The sequence below is a fragment of the Candidatus Coatesbacteria bacterium genome, assembly GCA_014728225.1.
Lineage (GTDB): Bacteria > RBG-13-66-14 > RBG-13-66-14 > RBG-13-66-14 > RBG-13-66-14 > WJLX01.
On record WJLX01000111.1, the window covers coordinates 1 to 14,465 of the forward strand.

The 14,465-nt window shown below is 66.0% G+C and carries 15 protein-coding genes; 9 read left to right on the forward strand and 6 right to left on the reverse strand.

Annotated features, from left to right (window positions below; all coding sequences use genetic code 11):
• Positions 1–183 precede the first annotated feature (183 nt).
• Positions 184–717, reverse strand: a complete 534-nt coding sequence (locus GF399_07965) for a hypothetical protein (protein MBD3400253.1) — start codon at positions 715–717, stop codon at positions 184–186.
• 3 nt (positions 718–720) lie between these two features.
• Positions 721–1,395 (reverse strand): hypothetical protein, encoded by a 675-nt coding sequence (locus tag GF399_07970; GenBank protein MBD3400254.1) that lies wholly within the window; start codon positions 1,393–1,395, stop codon positions 721–723.
• 294 nt (positions 1,396–1,689) lie between these two features.
• Between GF399_07970 and GF399_07975 the strand changes: the two genes are divergently transcribed.
• From GF399_07975 to GF399_08000, 6 genes are all read left to right on the forward strand, one after another.
• Positions 1,690–2,889 (forward strand): tetratricopeptide repeat protein, encoded by a 1,200-nt coding sequence (locus GF399_07975; protein MBD3400255.1) that lies wholly within the window; start codon positions 1,690–1,692, stop codon positions 2,887–2,889.
• The gene (locus GF399_07980; GenBank protein MBD3400256.1) at positions 2,831–3,241 is read left to right on the forward strand and encodes a hypothetical protein; all 411 of its coding nucleotides are present in this window, start codon (positions 2,831–2,833) and stop codon (positions 3,239–3,241) included. Before GF399_07975 ends, GF399_07980 begins: the two co-directional genes overlap by 59 nt.
• 499 nt (positions 3,242–3,740) lie before the next feature.
• Complete coding sequence (rsfS, locus tag GF399_07985; GenBank protein MBD3400257.1) at positions 3,741–4,451, forward strand: ribosome silencing factor; 711 nt, start codon at positions 3,741–3,743, stop codon at positions 4,449–4,451.
• Entirely contained in the window at positions 4,451–4,921 is a 471-nt protein-coding gene (locus GF399_07990; protein ID MBD3400258.1) for a 23S rRNA (pseudouridine(1915)-N(3))-methyltransferase RlmH, read from the forward strand. The genes rsfS and GF399_07990 overlap by 1 nt, the downstream gene beginning before the upstream one ends.
• Positions 4,922–5,123: 202 nt before the next feature.
• On the forward strand, positions 5,124–6,989 hold the full coding sequence (locus GF399_07995) for an arginine--tRNA ligase (protein MBD3400259.1): 1,866 nt from the start codon (positions 5,124–5,126) through the stop codon (positions 6,987–6,989).
• A gap of 103 nt (positions 6,990–7,092) precedes the next feature.
• Positions 7,093–7,251: a hypothetical protein gene (locus GF399_08000; GenBank protein ID MBD3400260.1), complete on the forward strand. Its 159-nt coding sequence runs from the start codon at positions 7,093–7,095 to the stop codon at positions 7,249–7,251.
• A 94-nt stretch (positions 7,252–7,345) separates the two neighbouring features.
• Here the strand turns inward: GF399_08000 and GF399_08005 are convergent, their stop codons facing one another.
• From GF399_08005 to GF399_08015, 3 genes are all read right to left on the reverse strand, one after another.
• Positions 7,346–8,473 carry a hypothetical protein gene (locus GF399_08005; GenBank protein ID MBD3400261.1) on the reverse strand — a complete coding sequence of 376 codons (1,128 nt, stop codon included), beginning with the start codon at positions 8,471–8,473 and terminating at the stop codon, positions 7,346–7,348.
• A gap of 43 nt (positions 8,474–8,516) precedes the next feature.
• Positions 8,517–10,364: a methylaspartate mutase gene (locus tag GF399_08010; GenBank protein MBD3400262.1), complete on the reverse strand. Its 1,848-nt coding sequence runs from the start codon at positions 10,362–10,364 to the stop codon at positions 8,517–8,519.
• Between the two features lie 174 nt (positions 10,365–10,538).
• The gene (locus tag GF399_08015; protein MBD3400263.1) at positions 10,539–10,931 is read right to left on the reverse strand and encodes a hypothetical protein; all 393 of its coding nucleotides are present in this window, start codon (positions 10,929–10,931) and stop codon (positions 10,539–10,541) included.
• Positions 10,932–11,106: 175 nt separating this feature from the next.
• Here GF399_08015 and GF399_08020 point away from each other — a divergent pair, with 175 nt between their 5' ends.
• On the forward strand, positions 11,107–11,418 hold the full coding sequence (locus GF399_08020) for a hypothetical protein (GenBank protein MBD3400264.1): 312 nt from the start codon (positions 11,107–11,109) through the stop codon (positions 11,416–11,418).
• Here GF399_08020 and GF399_08025 read toward each other — a convergent pair.
• Positions 11,384–12,832 (reverse strand): aminotransferase class V-fold PLP-dependent enzyme, encoded by a 1,449-nt coding sequence (locus tag GF399_08025; GenBank protein MBD3400265.1) that lies wholly within the window; start codon positions 12,830–12,832, stop codon positions 11,384–11,386. The two genes, GF399_08020 and GF399_08025, sit on opposite strands and share 35 nt — an antisense overlap.
• 313 nt (positions 12,833–13,145) lie before the next feature.
• On the opposite strand from GF399_08025, the gene GF399_08030 reads away from it, so the two are divergent.
• Both GF399_08030 and GF399_08035 read left to right on the forward strand, forming a co-directional pair.
• Positions 13,146–13,682: a hypothetical protein gene (locus GF399_08030; GenBank protein MBD3400266.1), complete on the forward strand. Its 537-nt coding sequence runs from the start codon at positions 13,146–13,148 to the stop codon at positions 13,680–13,682.
• Between the two features lie 48 nt (positions 13,683–13,730).
• Entirely contained in the window at positions 13,731–14,288 is a 558-nt protein-coding gene (locus GF399_08035) for a hypothetical protein (protein ID MBD3400267.1), read from the forward strand.
• Positions 14,289–14,465 lie beyond the last annotated feature (177 nt).

The following is a 14,465-nucleotide window of genomic DNA, read 5'->3' on the forward strand; positions in this document are numbered from 1 at the left end:
CAGCTGAGCAACTGATAACTAACGTGCACGACCATTTCGCCCTTCAGCGTCGGTGTCAGAGCACGTTAGATATCTGTATCCCTGCGGTGGAGTGAAGCGATTCCACCGCAAAACCCTCCGCGGGGAGGGTTTCTTTGCACGATGTCCAGGCACGAACGAAGCGGCGGGAGGCGGAGCGGTCAACTAGAAATACATGGTCAGTCCGACGCCTGCGGTGATGGGGATCGTCAGGATATCATTACCCCAGGCGACCTCGGGCCGCAGGGAGGCGCAGCAGGCCAGACCGGGGGTGAACTCCCACAACCAGCGGCCCTCGACACCGACACCCCACCAGGCGTTTTCGACCTTGACCGTCCAGCCCCACCAGTCGTGGGCGTAGGGGTAGGTCATGTTGACCCGCAGGGCCAGGCGCAGGCGGTGGTCGCCGCCGAGGGCCAGGAAGCCGCCGCCGAGGACGCTGATCCGGTTGCTGTTCCAGATTTTGGGATCGGCGGCGTAGCCCAGGCCGAGGAAGTAATCCCCCCGGCCGAGGGGAAACTCGAGCTCGAGATTCAGGCGGAAGCCGCTGCGCACGGGCCAGAAGTACTCACCCTCCCAGCCCCCCAGCTCAGCCCAGCTGTAGTATTCGCCCTCGACGTTCAGCCCGGCGAAACGGCGGGCCGGCGTCGTTGTCGGCAGCGTGAGCAATACTAACAGGACTGGCAGGGCGCGACGCATGGCTTAGAGGTAGTAGCTGACGCCGAGGCCGTAGACCATGTGCAGGCTGCCGGAGAGGTCGAGACCGACGGCGGGCCGCAGGGAGATATCCGGGGTGACGAAGAACTCGACGCCGCCGGTGGCGTTGAAGCCGACGTTGGTGCGTGAGCCCTCGTCGTAGAAGGCGCTGTTGCGGTCCTCGGGATCCTCGGGTTCGCGATCGTCGTAGGGGAAGGCGTCCCAGGAGGCGATGTCGAAGGCCAGACCGGCACCGATGAAGGCGGTGAACTCGTTACTCAGGGGGATGTTGTACTGGGCGCCCAGGACCAGACGGATCATGCTGGTGTAGTCACCGAAGGCGAAGTCGAGGTTGGCGAAGGCGGCCAGGTTGTCGATGAAGTAGTACTGGCCGCGCAGGCCGACGAGGAAGCCGCCGGCGTCGTTGCCGTAGGGGTCGCCGTCGTCGTCCTGGCGGGGCCAGGTCATCCCGCCCAGGTAGAGACCGCCGGAGAAGGCGCCCGTTTGATGAGGGTTGTCGGTGACGGGGCCGTCGGTCTCGCCGTCGTCGCCCTCGTCGCCGCCCTCGCCGTACTCGTTTTCATCGCCGGGGTCGTAGGTTTCTTCTTCGATGTCCTCGGCCCAGGCGGCGCCGAAGACCAGCAGCAGGGCGAGCAGGATCGCCGCGGGTTTGAATCGCATGGAACCTCCAAGGGGTGGCGACGGCCGCGGCCGCCGGATTGGCTGAACAGGTTAATGCAGTATAGCACGGTCGGACGCAGGCTTACAATCATTAGCCCTTGACTTGCAAGCCTTTCCGGGATAAACTCGAAAGTGAGTTATATCATTGTCAAGGCTGCTGCTAGCCTGCAGCCGGCCCGTTGTCGGGTTGCGGTTTGATTGCTGCTGAACGGCAGTTATCATGTTCACCAAGCGCCGCCGGACGCTGACGAGCCTGATCGCGGGCCGGCGGCCGTCAACCCCTCTTGAATCACTATGGCCAAGCGGCTCAACCTCGGCCCAGAGATCGAGCGTTACACGCAGATTCTGGCACGGGATCCCAACTCCCTGGCCTTCGTTCCGTTGGCCGACGCCTACCGCAAAAGCGGCCTCTACGAGGAAGCCTTTGCGGTGCTCAAGCGCGGTCTGGCAAACCGCAGCGACTATCTGCCGGCCCAGATCGTGCTGGGCAAGTGCTACCTCGACCTCGGTAACTACCCCAAGGCTGAGGCGACCTTCCGCAGTGTACTGCGCAGCGATCCGGACAACCTGGTGGCCCTGGACTGCGTGGCCCTGATGCGCAAGCGCCAGCGCCGCCTGGGCGAAGCCGCCACGGTCTACCGCCGCATCCTGGAGCTCGATCCCTCCAACCGCGCCGCGCGGGAAAAGCTGGACAAGCTGGAGGGTCAGCGTCCGGGAAGCGATGAAGATGTCATTGAACTCGATCTTGATTCCCCCGCCGTCGAGGAGAGCGAGGCTTACCGCGCGACGGACGAGGAGACCACCGAGATCGCCGCGATCGACTTCGACCAGGTAATGCGCGAGGACGAACCGTCGACCGAATCATCGGCCGCTGCAGACGGGGGGACCGCCGCGCAGGTCCCGGAGTCCGCCGGACGGGAAGAGGTGCTCGATCTGCGCGAAGCGGCGCCGGAAGTGGACCTGCACGAAGACGACCTGTTGCCCGAACCCATCGAACCCGAACGCAGCAACGAGGTCGTCGATATCGAGGCTGAATTCGGCGTGGCACCGGAACCCGTCGACGATGAACCGAAGCCCGAATCGGGGTCCGGGACGGAGCCCCGGGAAAAGGCGGACGGGGACGATGAGCTCGAGGTCGACGTGGCCTCCGCCTTCGCCGAGGACGAGTACGAGAGCCCTCCCGCCGCCAGGGCATCCTCCGCAGAACCGCAGGAGCCGGAAACGCCGGTCGACGAGGCCGAGGAAGAGCCGCCCGCCGACCGCCCCGTCCCGCCGCCGCCCCGTGAGGAAGAGTTGCCTCCCGAAGAGCCGCGCACCGAGGTTATGGAAGAAGAAGACGTTCCTCCCGTCCAGCCGCCGATCAAAGACGAGTTGCCCCCCAGCCGCGATGAACCCAGCGTCCCCAACCTGGGAGCCTTCACCGAATGGTTGAGCGATATCGCCGAACGCAAGCAGTCGCAAGACGACGACAAGGAGTCCGATAGTGGTAATTGAGGAGATTTCCAGGATCTTGAAGAACCTGCTGGCCGTCAGCGAGGTCAAGGTGGCCGTCGTGGTCGGTGAGGACGGTTTAGTTCTGGACTCCGTCGGAGCCGAGGACGCCGATGTCGAGGAGATCGGGGCGATCTGCTCCAACGGCTACCTGACACTCAAGCGCACCGGCGAGGAGTTGGGCTACGGCAACGTCGTCCAGGCGATCACCCGTTACCAATCCGGCGTCATCGTCCTCTCCCGGCTGCCCAACCAGTTGACGATGGCCGTGGTGGCCACGGACAAGGCCAACCTGGCCGAGGTCTGGAACGCCACCGGCACCGTTCTCACCGAGGTCGCCCGCCTGCTCCGTTGAGCGAACCCGTCCTTCAGCCCCGCGACACCCCGCGGCGCTCCCGCGACTCCCGGAGTGTCGAGGAAGACGTCGCCCGACGCGCCCTGGAGCTCCTCGCCCGCCGGGACGCCGACCGCCGCGCCCACGCCCTCGGCACCGCCAAAGCGGCCGAACGCATGGCTCCCGCCGTAGCTGCCGCCTTTCGCCGGAGCGGCTTTCTCGTCGGCGTCAGCCGCCTGACCGACTGCGACCCCGGCGACGGGGGACGCTGTTTTTGCATCGGGTCCTGGAGATTGACCGCCCGCGACCATCCAGCGCTGGAGCAGAGGCCGACGCCCTCCTCCCGTCCCGCCGCCGCTCCGCCGGACCCCGTCGATGCCGAGCTGGCCCGCCGTGCCCGCCTGGCCGGGATTATCCACGACGTCCGCCGCGACGGTATCGGCGAACCCGACGCCTTTCCCCTCGACGACCTCGAACGCGCCCACCCCGGCAAGCTGCACCACGGGCCCCTCGCGGCCCAATGGGCCCTGGACCATGGACTCGAGAACGCCGAGATCCTCTTCGCCGTGCGCTACCACACCATCGGCCACCTCCTGCCCACGCCGCTGCTCTGCGCCCTGATGCTGGCCGACGCCGTCGAAGAAACCCGGGATTACCCCGGCGTCGAGGAGTTGCGCGCCGCGGCCGCCGAGGATCCCCTGACGGCCCTGCTGGTCCGCCTGCGACATACGACGGACTACGTCCGTCGACGCGGCGGCCGGGTCCATCCCCACGCCCTCAGCCAAATCGAACTCCTCGAGCGGCTCCACCACTGACCAAACCCGGGAGGACGACCATCACCAACCAGGCCAAACCCGAAGGCCCCGAGCTGGTCCGCCTGATCGCCCACATCCTGGACCGCGGCAAGGCCGAGGACCTGTTGGCCCTCGATCTGCGCGGGATGGCGGCGATGAGCGACTTCTTCCTCATCGCCGGCGGCCAGACCGACAACCACGTCCGCGCCCTGGTCAAGCAGCTCGACAGGGAGCTCAAGCAGCGCGGTGTGGCCCCCGTTCATCGCGAGGGCGAGCAGAACTGCAACTGGGTACTGCTCGATTTCTTCGACGTCATCGTCCATCTCTTCCGCCGGCCCGTGCGCGAATACTACGACCTGGAGCGCCTCTGGGGCGATGCGCCCGAACTGGAACTCGAGCTGCCCGACGAGCCCGCCTCGACCTCCTCCACGGACTGATGTTCGCCGTCCGCCTGATCACCGTCGATCCCACACGGCGCGACTTCATCCGCCGGGGGGTCGGCTTCTACCTCCAGCGGCTGCAGCGCTTCTGCGACTTCGAGCTCCTCGAGCTGCGCTCCCCGCCGGTGCGCGAGGGCGCGAAAGGCGCCGTCGCCGCCGCCCGCCGGCATGCCGCCGAGGCCGTCGCCGACAAACTGAAAGCCGAACACCAGCTCGTTCAGCTCGACCCGCGGGGCAAGGTCCTCTCCAGCGAGGCCTTCGCCGCCCGCCTCGACGACTGGCGTCTGACCCGCACCGGACTCGACCTGGCCCTCGGCGGCGCCCACGGTCTGGAGCCCCTGCCCGGGGCCTTCCGCCTCTCCCTCGGACCCTGGACCCTGCCCCACGAGCTGGCCCGCCTCGTCGTCGTCGAGGGCCTCTACCGCGCCTTCACCATCCTCAGCGGCCACCCCTACCACAAGGGCTGACCATCCCGGGATGTTAACTCACCACAGGTCGAGAGCCTGAGGACCCCGACCCAGCCGTGAGGATACCCGCCGCGCACCGCCGGTACCCGAGCCGCCGGCGCGGTTGTTGCCCGAGTTCTACCGCCCGGGAGAACTCGGTGAGCAAGAACCGTGACGGCGGCGGCCGGGGGCCCGGCTGTGTTAAGATGGGGGCCGCTCGACAATGACCGTCGCCCAACCCCAACCCGCCGACCACGCCATGACGACGATCGCCGACCCCAGCCGCGAACTCCACGACGCCTTCAGCGCCGCCCTGTCCGAGCTGCACCCATCTCTCACCGAGATCCCCGACTTCACCGTCGAACCCGCCGCCAAGCCCGAGTTCGGCCACTACGCCTGCAACCTGGCCCTGCAACTGGCCCGGCCGCTGAAGAGCAACCCGCGCCGGATAGCCGAAGAGCTGGTCGAAGCAGTGGCACCGCGTCTGTCCGGGATCGTCGAACGACGGGAGATCGCCGGGCCGGGCTTCATCAACCTGCACCTCGATCGACGCTTCCTCGAAGGACGACTGCGCGACTGGCTGGGCGCAGTAACCATCGCTCCCGTCACCAATCAAAAAAGCATCAACCTGGAGTACGTCAGCGCCAACCCCACGGGGCCGTTGCTGGTGGTCAACGGCCGCGCCGCCGCCCTGGGCAGCGCCCTGGCCGCCGTCCTGCGCGCCGTCGGCCACCAGGTCACCGAGGAATACTACGTCAACGACGCCGGGACCCAGGTGCTGGAGTTCGGCAAGAGTGTCTTCGGCCAGAACCGTGACCGCTATCGCGAGGCCGGCTGGACGATCCCCGACGAGATCTACGCCTGGGGCGACGACGGAGGCTACGCCGCCGAGACCGTTGCACCGGTGGCCGAGCGACTCTATGAGCTGCGCCGCCGGGAGGCCGCGCAGAGCGAGCAGCCGGGCGGTCCGACCTTCGCCGAGGATGATCTGTTACGCGAGATCGGCGACGCCGTCGCCGTGCAGTTCGAGCTACAGAAGGAGAGCCTGCACCGTTTCGGCGCCGTCTTCGGGGTTTTCGAGCACGAGCACGCCCTCTACGCGCCACCCCGGGGCCTGGCCTACACTGATGTCCTCGACGGCTTCGTCTTTCCCACCGAACTGGCCCTCGACAGCGTTCCCGGTCCCCTGCTGGAGACCTACCGCCTCCTTGTCGAGCGCGGGGTGACCTACGAGGCCGAGGGGGCGACCTGGCTGCGCACCACGGATCACGGCGACGACAAGGACCGGGTCGTCGTCCGCTCCAACGGCAAGCCGACCTACCTGCTGGCCGACATCGCCTACCACCTGGACAAGTGGAAGCGGCTCAACGAGAACCGTGAGCGCCTGCTGATCGATATCTGGGGACCCGACCACCACGGCCACATCCTGCCCACCCGGGCCGGGCTCCAGGCCGCCGGGGTGCCCGGCGCGGCCCTCGAGGTGCTGATCTCGGGCTGGGTGACCTTCAAGCAGGGCGAACGCATCGTGGCCATGAGCAAGCGCCAGGGCAATCTGGTCACCCTGGACGACCTGATCGACGAGGTCGGCGTCGACGTGGCCCGCTACATGTTCCTCGAGCGCTCGCCGGAGAGCCACCTCGAGTTCGACCTCGACCTGGCCGCCGAGCGCTCCGCCGAGAACCCGGCCTACTATCTGCAGTACGCCTACACCCGCATCTGCAGCATCTTCGCCAACGCGCGGAAGCAGGGCTTCAAGCTTGACGACCTCGACACCGTCGACTTGACACCCCTGTTCACCGTCAACGACGACCGCGACGGGAGCGCCGTCGGGCGTCAGACCGAGCTGCTGCGCCAGCTCATCTACTACCCCGGCGTGGTCCACGAGGCGGCGGAGCATCGGGCGCCCCAGCGCCTCGCCGCCTATCTGCACCAGTTGGCCGGCCTGTTCCACCCCTACTACAAGGCGGTCAAGGTGCTGATCGAGGACAAGGCGACGGCCCGGGCCCGCCTGGCCCTCTGCCGAGCGCTGCAGGGGGTTCTGCGCCACGGCTTCGGCCTCCTCGGTCTGGAGGCCCGTGAGGAGATGTGACGGCGCGTTATCGACCTCGCTGGCCCCCGAATTAGCCAGGCGTCGGGGGCCTTTGTTATGCTTATGGTGTCTCGAACCCGCCGACCACCAAGAAGAAACCCCGGTGAAAGGAACCATGGGCGGACTACGCAACCTCCTCTACCTGATCGCCCGGCTGTTGGGCGACCTCAACGCCGTCTCGAAGAATCGTATCGGCCGGCGTGTGGGCCGGCGCGCCGCCGGCAAGGCCTCCGGCGGGCTGTTCCGCAAGCTGTTCAAGTAAGCCCGACCGGGCGCTGCCGACCCGCCGGGTCGAAGGTCTGAATACCAACGGGGCCCTTGGGGCCCCGTTGGTGTAATCGTCGCTGTCAACCCGACTAGGCCTCGATCAGCTCGACGTTGGCCCGGGGCAGGGTGACCTCTTCGTCATCGTAGAGCCGGGCCTTGAGCACGCGGACCTTGGCCTCGCTCTCCAGCTTGGTCAACTCGACGGGCAGCTCGGTGACCTTGGCCAGGCGACCGAAATAGGGCTCGCGGATGATGCGGATGACCGTGCCGATCAGCAGGTCGCCGCCTTCTTCCCCGGCGCGCTCCTCGATGCTCCCGCCTTCGGAGATCTGGGGGACGATGATCTCGGGACGGATGACCCCGGCGCGGATCTGAGTGGCGCCGTTGATGCTGGCCATCTTACCCTCCAGGCTCTTGAGCAGCTTGAAGGTGTCGTGGGCCATCTCGATGGCGCCGAAACCCTCGGTGACGATCAGGGTGACGCCCTTGTCCTCGTGGCCGGTGATGGCCACGCCAAGGTCGAAGCCCAGGAACTCCTTTAGATCGCTGTCGTTGAAGCCGCCGGCGACCACACCCACGGCGCCGACCTCGATGGCTCGGCGCAGGGCGGTGTTGGTCACCAGAGCGCCGCCGACGACGACCTTGTCCTTGCAGTCCTCGGTGATCAGCTCGGCGGTCAGCTCGGCGGACGGGTCATCGACGACGACCTTGATCTCGCCGTGGGTTTCCCCGCCGATGCCGAAGATGCCCTGGATGAAAGCGCCCGTGGTCTTGATGACCACACCCTCCTCGGGCAGGACCTCGTCGACGACACCCTCGCAGTAGGCGTTGACCTCGACGGGATGGGGCGGCTCGCGCAGCATGACCTGGCCGGTGACGGCGGAGATATTCTCGATGGTGCCCTTGACCGGAGCCTGGAGCTCACTCTTGAACAGGCCGAACAGGCCTTTGGTCTTGGCGATCAACTGGCCCTTCTCGACCTCATCGCCCTCCGTGACGATCATGATCTCCGGCACGTCCTCGGGGGGGACGGAGAACTTGTTGGCCACGTTGACGCTCTCGACGTTACCGGGAAGCAGGGTGCGGGCGACGACGTCCAGGGCGCCGACGCGCTGGCCCTTCTCCACCAGGACCTCGCCCAGCAGGGGCAACTTGCGCTCCTTGGTAACGACGGTTTGCGGGGTGACCTTGAGGCCGGGGGTATAGGCGTGTCCCACAGCGTTCCTCCTGATGCACTCTTATAGTGTGTCGCCGCTATGGTTACTCGTGCTCGTAGTTCGGGTAGCAGTCGAGGGCGGCGTGCCATTCCTTGAGTTTGTTGATCCGCTCGCTGTCGTCCTCGGGCAGCTCGAAGGGTCGGCGGCCGCGTCCGTCGAGGATGATGCCCGAGAGTCCGCCCGAGACTTCGGCGACGGCTTCCTTGCCCGGACCCTCGCCGAAGTCGACGTTCCGTTCGGCCTTGAGGACACGCACGATCGCCTTGCTCGGAAACTCGAGGGGCACGATGTCGATGACGCCGAAGGTCATTTCCTTGTTGATCTTCTCGCCGTCGGGCAGCTCGATTTCAAGCTCGGCCAGCTTGGCGCCGGGTTTGGCCTTACAGATCGGGGCGACGCAGGTGCCCAGATGGATCAGGCAGTCCTTGACGAAGACGTCGGTGGCCGCCTTCTCGTTGGAGCGGCTGAGGACGCCCAGCTGAGGCATCATGAAGATCGAGTCCACGGCCAGGCTGGTGAAGCCCTCGGGCAGGAAGGCGTCGATCAGCATCAGCGCCGACTGGGAGCGCCGCGGGGCGTGAGAGAGCACGCCGCCGGAGCCGACCAGGATGTCCAGGTCCAGCATGTCGACCAGGCTCTCCGAGCCCTTCTGTTCGAAGGTTTCGGTGATGGTGCGCAGGCGCTGGACGCCCTTGAGCCCGACGGCCAGGCGCTTGTGCTGGATGAAGGCCAGACGCAGCGCCTCCCGGGCGATGCCCTGCTCGATGATCAGATCCTCGAGGGTCTGGGGGATGGTGGTCGGCCGGATCATCTTGTTGCGGATGCGGTTGCGCAGATCCCTCTCGTCCATGTGGAAGGGGACCCAGCGCATCACGTTGTCGAAGCCGGCCTCGGCCATCACGTTGGAGATCGAGTAGCTCATGCCGAGGTTGGCCGAAACGGTGCGGTTGAAGACCGTCTCCTTGGTCTCTTCGAATTTCTCGCCCTTGAAGACGCTGAAGACGTCGGTGGTGGCGCCGCCGATGTCGACGCCGACGACGGTGATGCTCTCGCGGCGGGCGATGGTCTGGATGATCTCGCCGACGGCTCCCGGGGTGGGCATGATCGGCACCTGTTTGCCCGTGGTGTCCCTGGCCCAGGTCATCAGCTTGGCGTAGCCCGGGGCCTGGGCCATCACGTGCTCCATGAACAGGTTGTGGATGGCGTGGCGGGCCGGTCCCAGGTTCTCGCGCTCCAGTACGGGGCGGATGTTGTCGACCAGCATCAGCGCCGTCTTCTCTTCCAGATCCTCCTTGACCTTGTCCCGGGCGGCGACGTTGCCGGCGTAGATGACCGGCAGGTCGTAGCCGGCGCCGAAGCGCGGCTTGGGGTCGGCGGCGGCGATGATCTCGGACAGCTCGACGACGTGCTTGATCGTCCCGCCGTCGATTCCACCGGAGAGCAGGATGATGTCCGGGCGCAGCCGGCGGATCGATTCGATTTTCTCATGGTTGGGACGGCGGTCGTTGGTGGCCAGGACGTCCATCACGATGGCCCCGGCGCCCAGGGCCGCGCGCTCGGCCGACTCGCCGGTCATCTCTTTGACCACTCCGGCGACCATCATCTGCAACCCGCCGCCGGCCGAGCTGGTCGAGAGATAGATATCGCAACCCTGGTCGGGCTGCTCGGTGACGAGGATGGTGCCGTCCTCGGAGATCAGCTTGCGGTTGGAGAGCTCCTCCACCTCGCTGACGGCGTTGATCACGCCGCGGGTGACGTCCTCGGCCGGGGCCTCGACGGTGGTCGGAGCCTCGCCGCGAACCATCAAACGGTAGGTGCCGTCCTGTTGTTTCTGGATCAGGATGGCCTTGGTGGTAGTGGAGCCGCAGTCCGTTGCCAGAATAGTGTTCATTGACCTGCCTCGTTCGCTATGCCGGCTAGTCGCGTCAACAACCGGTGGTTGCGCTCCGCCGCCGGATTGTTGATAAACCGAGCGGCGGGTCTGGTTGAACGATGTAATGCGGGGTCGATTTTAACAACTCCGAACCCAAAAAGACAGCATCTTCCTCGCCGCCCCGCGGCGGACTCACCTCCAGCGCCAGCGCTTGCGCTTGGCGACCTTGCGCCGGGCCAGTCCGGCGTTGATGTAGTCGTCCATCCGGGCCAGCAGTCTCTGCACCAGGCGGCGATCCGACATCAACTGCTGGAAGCGCCGGTAGGGCACCTTGGGGAAGAACAGCTCCAGGGAGCCGCCCACCAGAGGCTCGAGGACCAGCAGGGCCTGGCTGCCGTAGAAGGTGGCCGGGTAGGTCGTTTCCAGGGCCAGCACCGCCGTTTCGAGCAGATGCTTCTGGGCCAGTTTGCGGCAGATCTTCTCGATCAGCTCGTCGGCCTCTTCGTCGGAGATCTCCGCCCGCTGCCGGGTGCTGAACATGTATTTGAGGCTGTATTTCTTCTCACCGTTGTTGTCTGCGCTCATGGTTCGTCCGCCTGTTGTTCGCTCGGGGTTCCTAGGGTACGACGCCTCGGCTGGGCTGTCAAGATGGGTGACGTCCGTCGTCGCGTCGACGGCGGGCGACCCGGCGTCGTGCTCCGGAAGCCGTCGGCTCGGCCTGCTATACTGGGGTCGTAATCGAACAACGGGGAGGCGGGCGATGCCCATCGTCATCGCGGGCGAACAGTTCAGCGGACCCTACCGCTCGGCGGCTCTGGTCGAGCAACGGCCGGGGGTTTTTTGTTTAACCTGTCTGGAGGGCGGGGAGTATCGGGCCTTGGAGGCGGGCGAGGGCGCGCGGTTGCGCCGGGCCGTCGGCGAGCGGCTGGAGGAGCGGGGGGAGGAGTTGCGCTGCGGCTGCGCGGCAACCCTGGCCATCGTCGTTCGTTACACCGACGGCCTGAACGCCGGACAGCGTCGGGAGTTGGCGCGGCGGCTCAGCGAGACGCTGGGCGCACCTTCGCCGCCATGAAACTGAAACGGCCGTCCAGCTCGTAGCGGAAACCCCGGGGATGCCAAGCCCCGGTTCGTTTATCCTGTTCGTACTCCAGGGCGGGACCCTCGGCGGCCAAACGGCTGAGCAGCTCGAGCAGAGTATCGACCTCGGCGGGGCTGTTGTACAGCCCCAGGCTGGCCCGGACCATCCCGAGGATGCGGCGGCGGTCGCCGGCGAGCATGGCTTCGGCCTGGGTGTTGAACGTGTCGTCGTCGACGCCCAGCAGATCGATGACGTAGGGGTGGGCGCAGAAGCAGCCGTTGCGCACTCCGATACCACCCTCGTAACTGAGGGCGGCGGCGGTCAGCGAATGGTGGTAGTCGTCCAGGTTGAAGGAAACGACCCCCAGACGGTCGTCGAGGTCGTCGACGTCAGCGCCGCCGTACAGGATCACGCCGTCGATATCGGCCATTCCGCGCAACAACCGGGCGGTAAGCTCGCGCTCGTGCTCGACGATCCAGTCGAAACCGACGCCGCGCAGGAACTCGGCCGCCGCCGCCAGGGCCACGGCACCGACGACGTTGGGTGTGCCCGGTTCCAGCAGCTCGGGCGGATCGGCCCAGACCACCCGCTCCCGGGTGACCAGCTTGACCGTACCACCGCCGACGCAGGCCGGCAGGCAGCTCTCCAGGGCGTCGGCACGGCCGATGATGGCCGCCCCGCCGAAGGGGGCGTACATCTTGTGCCCGGCCAGGACGATGAAGTCCAGGTGGGCTCCGGGCTCGGCCGGCTCGACATCTAGAGGACTGTGGGCGCCCAGCTGGGCGGCGTCGACGACGATCCGCGTCCCGTGGGCATGGCAGATGCGGGCCAGCTCATGGAGCGGGGTCAAGCGGCCGGTGATGTTGGAGGCCCCGGTGACGGCCACCAGCAGCAACCGATCGGCCAGCTCGGCGATCCGGCGCTCGGCCGCTTCGAGATCGATCCGCCCCGTCTCGTCGAGGGGCAGATAGAAGGTTTCGCAGCAGCGGCGCCAGGGCAGCTCGTTGGAATGGTGCTCCATCGGGCTGATCAGGACGGCGGCGTTCTCCGGCCGCGGCAGGCAACAGGCCAGGCGGTTGAGGGCTACGGTGGTGTTGACGGTGAAGACGACCTGGTGGGTGGCCGGATCGGCGCCGACGAAAGCGGCGACGACGCGGCGGGCCTCCTCGTAGATCTCGGTGGCGATGGTGCTCTTGTACCCCGTGCCCCGGTGGATGGAGGAATACCACTCCAGCAGCTCGTCAACCTTGTCCCTGACGGGTTCGAGGGCCGGCGTGCTGGCGGCGTTGTCAAAGTTGATGTACTTCGTTTCCGCGCCGGCGGGCAGCGGGACGCTGCGCTCCAGCCCGATGACCAGGCTGCGGATCTCGTCCAACTCGTAACGGGACACGGGGCCTCCCTTTTGCATATGCTGATACGATGATGGAAACCCCAGTTTACTACTAAACACGGCCGGGGTAAAGGGGCCACGCAGTTTTTACCGCCCGGCGCTCCGGAGCCGTCGGCGAAAGAACCGGGACGAGGACAAACGAGGAATTCTTGGCTTACAACCACGTTTGGTCTATACTTGGATAAATATGCCGGGCGTCGGCTTCGGCTCGATTCCACCGCAGGCCGCCGTCGGTGCGGTAAGCCGGGACCGCCCAAGCCCGCCGTCCACACCCGTTCATCCACTCAACGCGAAGCCGCGCCAAGCTGCGTGGATGCTTCGAGGAGGAACCGTGAAGAAGTCAGCGCTCCTGCTGGTCCTGCTGCCCCTATTCTGCCTAGCCGAATCCATCGAGATCGCCGGACATCAACTCGAGGTCTCCATACCCGACGACTGGCAGATTATCAACGAAACCACCGACGACTACTTCTTCGTCTGGACCACCCCCGAGGAGGAGCTGATCGGCTTGATCAACCTCTACAAGGGCGAGAGCCTGGAGATGTCGACGGATGACATCCTCGAGCAGTACGACGGCGACAAGGCGGCGATGCTGGCCGACCTCAAGGACAGCCTGGTCACAGCGGTCGAAGAAACCTCCGCCGACCACGAGCTCGATTGGGGCGCTCACAACAAGACGGGGGCCGATCCCGCCTACTTCGCCTCCGTCGATTACTACGACACCTGGGAGGAAAGCACCTACTACAACCTGGACTCCCTTTTCCTCTACGCCGGCCAGATCTTCTACCTGGACGCCTTCTGCGCCGCCGAGGAGGAGGAGGCCTTCCGGGAGAACGTGCTGGCCTTCATCGATGAACTCCATTTCCACTAACCGGTCCCCCGGTGGACGGTTTGATCGCCTACAACCCAGGAGGCTTTCGTGAAGAAAACGACCATCACCCTCGCTCTACTGGCTCTGCTGCTGACGGTTGCTCCCGCCGCGGCTGAGTCGACCAACCTTTCCATCGCCGGAAACGACGTCCATGTCAGCTACCCCGACGGTTGGGAAATGTTCAACGAGAACCCCGACGATTACTACTTCGTCTGGTCCTCCGGCGACGAGGAGATGATCGGCATGATCAATCTCTACAGCGGTGAGGACTACGGGGTCTCCAACGACGCCATCCTCGAAGAGTACGGCGGTGACGAGGCCGCGATGCTGGACGCCATGATGGAAGCCCTCGTCGGCGCCATCGAGAACGCTTCCGGCGATTACGAACTGCGTTTCGGCTCCTACGAGAAGGTCGGCAGCGATCCGGCCTACTACGCCTCCATCGAGTACTACGACAACTGGGACGGCATCGCCTACTACAACCTCGACACCATGTACCTCTACGCCGGCCAGATCTATTATCAGGACGCCTTCTGCCTGGTCGAGAAGGAGAGCGTTTTCAAAAATAACGTTCTCGGCTTCATCGACGGCTTGAGCTTCCACTAACGCTGAGCGCCGCCGCTGTCGGGAGCCGCCCCCCAACGGAGAGGCGGCTCCCATTTTTCGCCGCGGAGCGGCCGCCGGGGCGAGGCCGCTCCGCTTGCTGCAGACGGCCGGAACCGGCACGGTTTTTGCGGAGGCGAAACCGCCCCGCCGTTCGCAGCGTCGCCGAGATGCAAAAAC